Origin of the sequence: Mycobacterium sp. 1465703.0 (genome assembly GCF_001672975.1) — a bacterium.
Taxonomy (GTDB): Bacteria; Actinomycetota; Actinomycetes; order Mycobacteriales; family Mycobacteriaceae; genus Mycobacterium.
Genome location: NZ_LZKU01000064.1, coordinates 1 through 10,305 on the forward strand (window position 1 = coordinate 1; position 10,305 = coordinate 10,305).

Annotated in this window: 8 protein-coding genes and 1 pseudogene; 2 read left to right on the forward strand and 7 right to left on the reverse strand. The window is 60.5% G+C overall.

Annotated elements, in window-relative coordinates; translation table 11 throughout:
• The 6 genes and pseudogenes from A5625_RS05775 to A5625_RS05800 all read right to left on the reverse strand — a co-directional run.
• Positions 1-556: pseudogene (locus A5625_RS05775) on the reverse strand (cytochrome P450); the annotation flags it as partial.
• A gap of 92 nt (positions 557-648) precedes the next feature.
• Positions 649-2,226, reverse strand: coding sequence for an AMP-binding protein (locus A5625_RS05780; RefSeq protein WP_197515986.1), 1,578 nt, complete (start codon positions 2,224-2,226; stop codon positions 649-651).
• A 62-nt stretch (positions 2,227-2,288) separates the two neighbouring features.
• Positions 2,289-2,657, reverse strand: a complete 369-nt coding sequence (locus A5625_RS05785; protein ID WP_066990031.1) for a nuclear transport factor 2 family protein — start codon at positions 2,655-2,657, stop codon at positions 2,289-2,291.
• Positions 2,658-2,721: 64 nt separating this feature from the next.
• Positions 2,722-3,576 (reverse strand): enoyl-CoA hydratase/isomerase family protein, encoded by an 855-nt coding sequence (locus A5625_RS05790; RefSeq protein ID WP_156747979.1) that lies wholly within the window; start codon positions 3,574-3,576, stop codon positions 2,722-2,724.
• Between the two features lie 24 nt (positions 3,577-3,600).
• Entirely contained in the window at positions 3,601-4,773 is a 1,173-nt protein-coding gene (locus A5625_RS05795) for an acyl-CoA dehydrogenase family protein (RefSeq protein ID WP_066990037.1), read from the reverse strand.
• On the reverse strand, positions 4,757-5,755 hold the full coding sequence (locus tag A5625_RS05800) for an acyl-CoA dehydrogenase family protein (RefSeq protein ID WP_066990041.1): 999 nt from the start codon (positions 5,753-5,755) through the stop codon (positions 4,757-4,759). The genes A5625_RS05795 and A5625_RS05800 overlap by 17 nt, the downstream gene beginning before the upstream one ends.
• 202 nt (positions 5,756-5,957) lie before the next feature.
• Here A5625_RS05800 and A5625_RS05805 point away from each other — a divergent pair, with 202 nt between their 5' ends.
• Together A5625_RS05805 and A5625_RS05810 are read left to right on the forward strand one after the other, a co-directional pair.
• On the forward strand, positions 5,958-7,286 hold the full coding sequence (locus A5625_RS05805) for a MaoC family dehydratase N-terminal domain-containing protein (RefSeq protein WP_232003464.1): 1,329 nt from the start codon (positions 5,958-5,960) through the stop codon (positions 7,284-7,286).
• Between the two features lie 29 nt (positions 7,287-7,315).
• Entirely contained in the window at positions 7,316-8,992 is a 1,677-nt protein-coding gene (locus tag A5625_RS05810) for an AMP-binding protein (RefSeq protein WP_066990047.1), read from the forward strand.
• Positions 8,993-9,040: 48 nt separating this feature from the next.
• Here A5625_RS05810 and A5625_RS05815 read toward each other — a convergent pair whose 3' ends face one another.
• Positions 9,041-9,751 carry a TetR/AcrR family transcriptional regulator gene (locus A5625_RS05815; RefSeq protein WP_232003467.1) on the reverse strand — a complete coding sequence of 237 codons (711 nt, stop codon included), beginning with the start codon at positions 9,749-9,751 and terminating at the stop codon, positions 9,041-9,043.
• Positions 9,752-10,305 lie beyond the last annotated feature (554 nt).

Consider the following 10,305-nt stretch of genomic DNA (forward strand, 5'->3'; position numbering starts at 1 on the left):
CCGCGCGGATCATGTCCTCACGTGTGTTGGTGAGACTGAATTGCGACAGATAGGCGCTCCCCCAGCGCTTGATCGTGGCCATGTCGAGATCGGCAACCTGTAGTTGTTGCATGCTGAAGGCGATCGCCATCGGTAAGGCGAGATCGTGCAAGCCGTCCGCCTCGCCGCGTTCGATGAACTTGTCGATCATCTCGTCGACGAGCCGTTCAAATTGCGGTTCAAGAGCTTTCATGCGTCTCCTGCCGAACGCCTGCGACAACAGACGGCGCACGCGTGTGTGGCGCGGTGGGTCGATGTTCGCAACGTCCGGGAAGAAGCCGCCGCCCTCGCGCGCGAGGATCTCCTTCATCTCGTCAAGGTGGCCATGGGCCATCTGCCGGTAATAGCCAAGCTCCTGGGAGAAGACGACCGGATCTCGAAGCACCGCCATCAGGTCCTCGTGTCGCGAGACCAGGTACATCCCCAGGTCAGTTTCGTAGTGCACCGGGTCCCCGTCGCGAAGAGCCCGGTAATAGGCGAAAGGCTTCTCCTGGATAGCCGGATCGATGAAGGACACTCCCGCAAGGGATTCCAGTCGCTCTTGGCCAGCCGGGCATCCGGCGGTTGAGTTCGTGCCTCGTGTCGTCACAATCCCGTCCTTCCGCATCACTAGTTGGACATCGCGGTCGCTTGACTGCGATATCCCTGGGTCAGCCGGTCCCACGTGCGGGGCCCAACGCCGCGCTTGCGCAAGTCGGCTTTGATGATGCGTAGCGTCGCCTGGGTCTTGGGCAGGTCGTCAACGAACTCGATATAGCGCGGCACCATGAAGCGCGCCATGCGGGCCTCAAGGTCCGCGCACAACTCCTCGGGGTCAATGGACGATTCGGAGCGCTTCACCGCGAACACTAGGATCTCGTCTTCGGCAGTGTCGGCCGGCACTGCCACGGCGGCACACTCGACGATGTCCGAATTGCGCAGCACGTCGGCTTCGACCTCGAAGGACGAGATGTTCTCACCCCGACGCCGGATCACGTCCTTGAGCCGGTCGACGAACATGTAATCACCGTCTGTGGTGCGGACGAGCGCATCTCCCGTATGGAACCAACCGTTTCGCCACGCGGCTGCCGTCGCGGAATCGTTGTTCAGGTAGCCTGCGTTCAGCACCCACGGCACGCTGGCACGCACGATGCATTCCCCAGGTGTGCCGTCTGGAACCTCATAGTCATGCTCATCGACCAGGCGAACCTCGAAACCGGGGTACCCTTCGCGCAGGCGACCCACAGTGCGCTCGTTCGTCGGGTTCCACCCCGAACAGATCGCGACACCGCCCTCCGTGCTGTTGTAGACGGTGCAGATGCGGGTATTGAATCTCTCGCTGAATTGCTTATAGCAAGCGCCGAGCGGAGCCATGAAGAGGTTCTTGAGTGACGTACTGCCCGTGGGGCTTTCGGGGACCCTCAACAGCAGATCCGCCATCGATCCGACGAGCATGCCAGTCGTTATTTCGAACTCACCAACGTCCTGCCAGAACCTGGTGAGCGCAAATCGCGGCCTCATGACAACACGCGCGCCGACCATGGCTGCGTGGTATGGGATCGATTTCGATCCAAAGTGAGCATGGGATGTGGTGCAGTAGAAGATGTCTGACGAGTCGAGGTCCTCGAAGGGGAACGTGCCCAGGTTGATCGAGTGCAACTGCGCCCATGGCAACTTGACCGCCTTGGAGGGACCCGTCGTACCTGACGTGTAGGTGATACAGGCAATGTCGTGCGGCTCGGGCTCTCGCATCTGTGTTCGCGCGACGTTGGTATCGGTATTGAGCGCTTCCAGCGTGACCACAGGCAGCTTCGCCCCAGGCTGCTCGTGGTGGTATTCGCCACTGTCGAGGACGAGCACCCGCTTCACCGTTGTCAGTTCGGCGGCAGCGGCGTCGACGAACGGCAAGTACTGCTCAGCGACGACGAGTAATTCGGGCTGGCAATTGTTGATCGCGTATGCGAGCATGCGACCCCGAAACTCGGGATTCGTTGCGGCATCTACAGCGCCGACGCTCGAGAGGCCCAGCCATACGACTAACGATTCGACGCCCGCGTCGAGGAGGGTGACGACCACGTCACCCGTCTTCACGTCCAGCGCGAAGAAGCGTGCCGCCCAGAGGATCATCGCCTCTTGGAGCTGTTCCCAGGTTGCCGATGCGCCGTCCACCGTATGCAGGAACTGCCGATGGGGATCTGCTTCGGCCATGCGATTCACGATGGCGGGCAGCGTCTCTCGAGAACGCAAGTCAGAAGTCGGCATTGCGCGCTTCACGCGTATTTCCAGAAGGCCCGCATCATCGTGATCTTGCCTTCTTGATTGAACGTGAAGTGATCCACGAGGGGGCCGACATGCTGCATCGCACCTTCGCGAGTCACTACGCCGTGCAGAATGGCAATGGCCTCATTGCCGCACACGATCACTTCGCGCTCAAGCCACAGCTTCATCGGACTGAGATCCTCGACCATCTTCCAGAAGGTCGTTCCTATGGTCTCAATGCCGCGAAACGTATCCACTCCCACAGGATCTTCCAGGACGGCGTCGTCCGCCCATAGAGCGAGCCAGCCATCTTTATCGTGATCGCTGAGAGTCTGGCAGTGCGCGTTGATCGCCGCATTGATCGCTTCGGCGTCTGGCATCTCTTCCTCGTTTCGGTCCGTCTTTGGCTTCTCAAAATCGGAACATGTTCTCCGCGCAGCGAGCTCACACTTTGCTGACCTCGTCATCCCAACCGGTATCGCGCTCGCGCACGGCGGCCCGCACACCCTTTTCATGGATCAGCCGTAGGTGATGTTCCTTGGCCACTGCGGCCTCAGCGCTGGGCACATATGGGTCTCGGCCGACGTCAACCATCGCTGAAAGCCCCGCCGCTTCGTAGAGGCGATGCGTTCCGCGCTTGTTCGCCACCAGGTCACCAATTTCCATGCGTGCGATCTGCTCGGCAAAGCGCAGTGCTGTCTCTTCTTCCTGGCCCAGTTCGACGACCCGGTTGACGTAGAACAGTTGTCGGGCCGTTTCCGCATCCATCCAGCCCCCGGTCATCCACAGCTGCTTCATAACTCGGATGGGAAAATGAAACGGCATCAACGCATAGGGACCGTAGGGCGCCCCGACCCCGACCCGAGATTCCTCCCAACTGAACCGCGAGTTCTCGGCTGCGATCACCACGTCAGCCGCCAGCAGAAACGTGTTGGCGTGCGGTCCCACATAACCTTTCGTCGCCACGACTAAACCCTTGGAGAAACGCCAGGGCGGAAGAAGGTCTCCCGTGTGGACCCAGTACTTGTCTTCGATGGTCGCGGGCTCGTGACCGCCGATGGTCTCGGCGGCCACTTGTTGGACATCGTGACCCGATGAGAAGTTTGGCCCCTCAGCAGTGAGCACGACGCATCTGACATCGGCCATGCGATCACAGTCCGCGAGGACGGCGTAGAACTCGTTCTCCATGATGCTGTTGATCGCGTTCATCTTCTCGGGCCGATTCAGCCGAACCGTCACGATGCGCGCGCGCCGTTCCACCTTGACGCAGGTCATCGCGGCCCAGTGCGCTTCAGGCAATACCTGTTCTCCTATCTGCCTCAGTTAGCTACGTGGAAGACCGAGTACTCTTTGCGCGATGATGTTCCGCTGAATCTCCGATGTGCCTCCGGCGATAGTGGCCGCGATCCCGCGGGTGTACCGCTCGAATCTGCTCGCGAAGTACTCGTCGGGGTTCATATGTTGGTATCGCTCGGTTACCGGGTGCCGCAGACCGTCGATACCCGCTGTGCGCAGCGCAAGGTCGGCAGCGCGCATTTCGGCTTCAGAGCCGAGAAGCTTGAGCACAGAAACGGACCAGGTGTCGATCTCTCCTCGGGCGTCGCGAGCTAATGCCGCCGATCCAATCGCCCGAAGGGCGTGGTAATCGATGACTGTGGACGCGAACCGATCACGTTCAACTTCGGTGCGGGGCCGGCAGTCGGCGATGAGGTTGTCGATCCGGTCGGCAAGCATCACCCACATCATCGTGCGCTCGTGTCCCAGTGACCCGTTGGCCACTGACCATCCCTGGTTCAACCCTCCCACGAGGTTCTCCGCCGGAACTCGGACATCGGTGAAGAACACCTCGTTGAAGTCGAGGTTGTCCTGACTGGCGATGTCCGCGAAGGGACGACACACCACGCCTTCGGCGCTCGTCGGAATTATCAGTGCCGAAATTCCCTTGTGCTTGGGGGCATCCTGGTCGGTGCGAACGAAAGCCAGCAGGAAATCGGCATCGTGTGCGCCAGATGTCCACACTTTCTGGCCGTTGATTATGAATTCGTCACCGTCTCGGACAGCGCGCGTTCGCAGGGATGCGAGATCGGAACCCGCGCTGGGCTCACTCATTCCGAGCGAAGCTGTCATTTCGGCGCGAAGTACCGGAACCGCCCAGCGCTGTTGCTGCTCGGGGGTGCCGAATGTGATCAACGATGCCGCAACAATATTGACGCCCTGCGGGTTGAAGCTGTGATAGATGCGTCGCCGACACAGTTCTTCTAAGTGGACGAATTGCTGAAGCACACTCGCGTTGCGTCCCCCGAACTCGGGGGGCTGTGCGGGGAGTAGCCAGCCGTTGTCAAACAGCAGGCGCTGCCACTTCCTGGCCCAGGGCGGCATGTGCGAGACCGACCGCGGGCGTTCGAATGTTTCGGCTTCGGTCGGAAGATTGTCGTCGAGAAATGCGGCGAACTCTGCTCGGAACGCTTCGACATCCTGATCAAAAGTCAGCTGCACGATACTCCCTGGCGATGAGCGCGCGATGCTCTGAGGCGTCGCCGAGCATCAGTTCCCCCGCCTTCGCGCGTTTGATGGCGAATTGCAGGTCGTTTTCCCATGTGAACCCCATAGCGCCAAAGCACTGCAAACCGTGCTGGACGACAAGCGACTGTGCGTCCCCCGCTGCAGCTTTCGCCATCGCCGCGAAAAGGCGGCGACGCGGATCGTCAGCGGCGATGGTGAGCGCCGCGAGGTATGACAATGCTCGCGCCCGCTCGATCGCCACATGCATGTCCGCGGCCTTGTGCTGGAGCGCTTGAAACGACCCGATCGGTACCCCGAACTGGTAGCGCTGCTTAAGGTGTTCCAGAACCAAGTCGACTATGCGCTGACACGCGCCGACGATGGTGATCGCCATTCCGGTCAGCGCAATTTGCCAGGCCCGATCGGTGTCCGAGGCGATGCGGTTCTCATCGGCGACATGCACTTCGTTGAACCGTAGGTCCGCCACGTGCAGCACGGGATCGATTGCTGCGACCCGACAAGACATCACGGCTTTCGGCTCGACAACGAAGACACCGGCGGGAGTAACCACAGCGAGTTGGTCGGCACGGTCGGCGTCGAGGACGTAACGAGCGGCACCTTCGAGAACCCAACCGCGACGAACCCTGCATGCCGTGACACCGCTGTACACGGCGGCGCCGGCGGCATCTTGCGCGACCCGGTCGCCGGCCAAAGGTGCGAACTGGGTCGTTGTGGCCAGGAAAGGCGTCGGATCACTCGCGCGCCCGAGTTCTTCGAGCAGAAGCGTGAGCTCGACCAAGCTTTCAGTGCCGGTGAGCTCTGTCCAGCCTTGGTCGATGTACCACTGCCATAGGTCGCCGGCGTCGGGGCCGCCCTCAGCGATCGTCCGGACAAGGGACGGTGGGCACTGTTTGGTCACCGCCCCGCGGACTGTTTCGCGCCAAAGACGCTGGTCATCGTCGAGCTCGAGAAGCAAATGGGTCCCATCTTGTCCAAGGATGCCAAGCGAGAATATCGTTCTCTTATCACGCAACTCTAGATTGGCAGATCTTGACAATCAAGATGCGCAACATAGAACATCGGGAGTGAGCGAATCTTGGCGTCAATGACGCCCGGAAGAAGGAACCCACCATCCAACTAGGCAGTCGATAAGTCGTATGCGCCCCCGTCCGCCGTTCGTGGTGGAGGGCGATGTAGCCCCCGCAGGCGCTGCGGACTTCCCCGCGGTACCCAGCGGGGCGAGGAAAGTTATGGGCCCGCGTCGTCGTCATCGTCCATCGCTTGAGCAGGAGCACACTATGGTCAAGGAATCGACCACAACAGGTCCCACTTCGCCGCGGCTCGAGCTAGATCTGTCCGATGTCGACCACCGGGTCGGCAAACCCGTTGGCGGCGGCCAGTTGTGGGATCCCTGTAGTTCCTCCGACATTCGTCGTTGGGTGATGGCGATGGACTATCCGAATCCGATCCATTGGGATGAGGAATTCGCGCGTGCGTCCAAGTTCGGGGGCATCATCGCACCGCAGTCGATCGCGGTTGCCCTCGACTACGGGCACGGCGCGGGACCCGCATGTGTAGGGCACATTCCGAACAGCCACCTGATCTTTGGGGGCGAGGAATGGTGGTTCTACGGATGCCCCGTCCGGCCCGGCGACCAACTGTTCCAGTATCGGCGGTTCCACGACTACAAGGTTGTGGAGACCAAATTCGCTGGGCCCACTATGTTTTCGCGCGGAGATACCACCCATACCAACCAGAACGGCGTCCTGGTAGCACGCGAACGATCGACGGGGATCCGCTATCTCTACGAAGAGGCGCGGAAACGCGGGATGTTCGAAAGCCAGCTCGGCGACATCAAGCGATGGACACAGCTCGAGCTGGAAGAAGTGGAAAGACTCCGTCGAGACTGGCTGGAATCGAACCGGATGGGCATCTCGCCACACTTTGACGAGGTCAAGGTGGGTGACACTCTGCCGCGGCGGGTGATCGGTCCGCACAGCATCGCTAGCTTCACCACCGAATACCGAGCCTTCCTCTTCAATATCTGGGGCGCATTCCGGTGGGTTGCACCGGTCGACGTCGACGATCCGTGGGTCCATCAGGATCCTGGTTTTGGCAAGGATTTTGCGTTCGACGAGGAAGACGCGAAGGTCGATCCCCGCAAGCGCGACGGACTCTATCTCGGCCCGTCACGTGGTCATATCGACGCCGACCGGGCCACCGAGGTAGGAATGGCGCGTGCCTATGGTTACGGCGCAACGATGGGTGCCTGGTGCACCGATTATCTCGCCTACTGGGCCGGCAATGACGGAATGGTCCGGCACAGCAAGGCCGACTTCCGCGGACCCGCGTTCGAGGGCGACGTCACGTACTTCGACGCCGAGGTCGTCGGCAAGGAAGCGGAGTCCGCGTGGGGAGTGCCACTCGTCCAGGTCAAGCTGCGCCTCAGCAACCAGAATGACGAGGAACTCGTTGCCTGCACGGCTGAAGTCGAGCTACCGGTGTAAAGAGGCCCGTACTCCATGAATCTGTTGCTGTGAAATCACTTTCAATCGCATATGGGCCGCCGCTGAGTGAAGAGCCGGGGCTTGGCACGCTCACGCTTCCGGGCTTTCTGCGCGACGTGACATCGACCTACGGCGACCGAGAAGCACTCGTCTTGCGCACTGCCGAAGGCGAAATACGTTGGAGTTACTCCGAGCTGTGGGAGAGAGCGGTTGAAGTGGCATGCGCGTTGCGTGCCTGTGGCGTTGGCAAAGACACTCGGGTCGGCGTCTTGATGACCAACCGTCCCGAGTGGATTTCGGCTGTCTTCGGCGTCTCGCTCGCAGGTGGGGTGGCCGTGACACTTAGCACGTTCTCGACCGCCTCGGAGCTCGGATACTTCCTCAAGTCGTCAAGCGCAGCGATGCTGCTGTTTGAACGCAGTGTGCTGAAGACAGACTTTGCGAAAGTCCTGTTCGAGCTTGAGCCCGCGATTTGCACGATGGCTCCAGGAGCGCTGCAGTCCGACAGGTTCCCGTTCCTTCGTCATCTCGCAACGGTCGGAGAAGCGCCGCCCGGCGTCGACTCATGGGACTCTTTCCTAGCCCGTGGTCACGGCGTACCACGCGGATTGATAGAGGCGACCGCTGAAGCCGTGCGCCCGAGTGATGCGGCGGCGGTGTTCTTCTCGTCAGGATCCACAAGCAAACCCAAGGGCATCATGAGCTCCCACCGGGGCGTAGCCGTCCAAATGTGGCGCTTCAGAAGGATGTGCAGGTTCAGCCCCGACGACAACGTCCGTTGCTGGTCGGCGAACGGCTTCTTCTGGTCCGGCAATTTCGTAATGTCACTTGGCGCCACGCTCGCCGCCGGAGGGTCGCTGGTACTGCAACCAACCTTTGACGCCGCCGATGCGCTTGAACTGATGGTCGCGGAGCGCGTGAACTACCCGTTTGCCTGGCCACATCAGTGGGCGCAAATCGAAGGCGTACCCAACTGGCTCCAGGTGGACTTGAGCAGAATGCGGTTCGCCGACTTAAAGACGCCGATCGCACGTCATCCGACGGTCTCCGCCGAACTGTCCTTTCCATCTCACGCCTACGGCAACACCGAAACATTCACATTTTCAACGGCATTTGACGTCGACGCATCGCCTGAGGCCCACGCCGAAAGCTTGGGAGGGCCTTTGCCGGGTGTGACGGTCAAGATTGTGAATCCACTGACCGGACAGGTGGTTTCGCGGTACGAAAGCGGCGAGATCTGTGTAAAGGGACCCACACTGATGCTGGGCTACTTGGGCACACCGCTGGACGAGACGCTCGACGCGGACGGATTCTTCCACACCGGTGACGGCGGGTATCTCGACTCCGCCGGCCGTCTGTTTTGGGAAGGCCGGCTTACCGAGATCATCAAGACGGGCGGCGCGAACGTCTCACCGCTGGAAGTCGACGATGTGCTGGCGAAGCATCCTGCGGTGAAGCTGACCAAAACTGTTGGCCTGCCGCATGACACGCTCGGCGAAATCGTTGTCGCATGTGTGGTGCCGCACGACGGAGCCAGCGTCGAAGCCGACGAGATCCGCAAATACTTGCGAGAACAGTTGGCAAGCTACAAGGTGCCGCGCCACGTACTCTTTTTCTGCGAAGCAGAAATTGCCCTGACGGGCAGCAACAAGATCAAGTCCAACGAGCTTCGAGATCTCGCCGCGGCGCGGCTGTCGGTCATATGAGTCTAATGAAGCACCGGTAGCGCTTGGTGACAGAGCCCGGCAGTGCTCCTAACCTCTTGTCGACTTTTTGTCGTCGGCCGTCGAGGGCAGGATTGCTTGGCGACAGTAAGACCACACGACCTCTTCGGTCAGGCCAGTCTGGTCCATCCCACCGTGCAACGCGTTGTACTGGCCTAGAGAAGTGAGGGTAGAGCCCAATAGTGACGTCAGTTGCTTCACGGTGAGGTCGTTTCGAATGAGGCCCGCTTGCGAACATGCAGTCAAGATTTCTGTCAACAACTTGCGGTGCGGTTCCCATACCTTCGCAAACGCTTCCGGATTGTCCAGTTCGAGGCTCAAGTTATAGATAAGAACAAGGCGACCGCCTACTTCTTGCGATGAGCCCGGACGGGACAGCACTCCTCTGCACCAAGCCTCCAGCTGACCCATCGGGCCTTCTGCTGCGTCGACTTTCTCCCTTATCGCCTCGGTGAATTGAGCAGTGACATCTTCGTATAAGGCCAACAGAAGTTCGTCTTTGCCAGCGAAGTGCTGATAGAACGTCCTCACGCTGAGGTTCGCACGATCGGCCAGTGTTTGTAACGTGAAACTAGCTTGCCCGGATTCTTGGACCAGCTCTAGCGCCGTCGCCATAAACCGTGTGCTACGAGCAACCGCTAAAGCCCGCGCATCGCCTAGGCGACGCTCGATTGCTCGTTCCTGCCACGTGCGGCCCTGATGGCTCTCTTCGTTTGAGGTTTGCGGGCGACGGTTGTCGATTTTGTCGTTCACTGAAAGCAAATATACCGCCGATCACCTGCGATCAGCCTTGAGCTCCTGACTGCCCGCGGGGGACACACGAGACTAACCCCGGCTGGGCTTGTCCTGCGGACGGACCCAACAGCGAATGGTTCAGCCACCGTTACCGGGACACGAACGGTACTGAGCCGCCCTATCCGGCTGCCGCGGCCTTCGCCGCGGGTAGTCGTTTGGCAGCGCTGTGTGGAGGGGCCGGCACTGTCGAATCCTTGTCGGTGCTGGCCGCGTCACAATTACTCGATACCACCACCTTGTTCGGTCGGTTTCGATGTCGACCCGGTCACTGGCGTGCAAACCGGGCATCAGATTCGTGTCGTTCAGTGGCGAGACGTACAGCGGGTGCTGGTCGATCGGCCACCTCGTCGGGCCTGAGCATTCGAGTTACATCATCTCCGCGCCCGACCCATAGGTATTGACGATTCCTTTCTTCAATAAGCATCCGTCCGCAGGACAAGCCCAGCCGGGGTTAGTCTCGTGTGTCCCCCGCGGGCAGTCAGGAGCTCAAGGCTGATCGC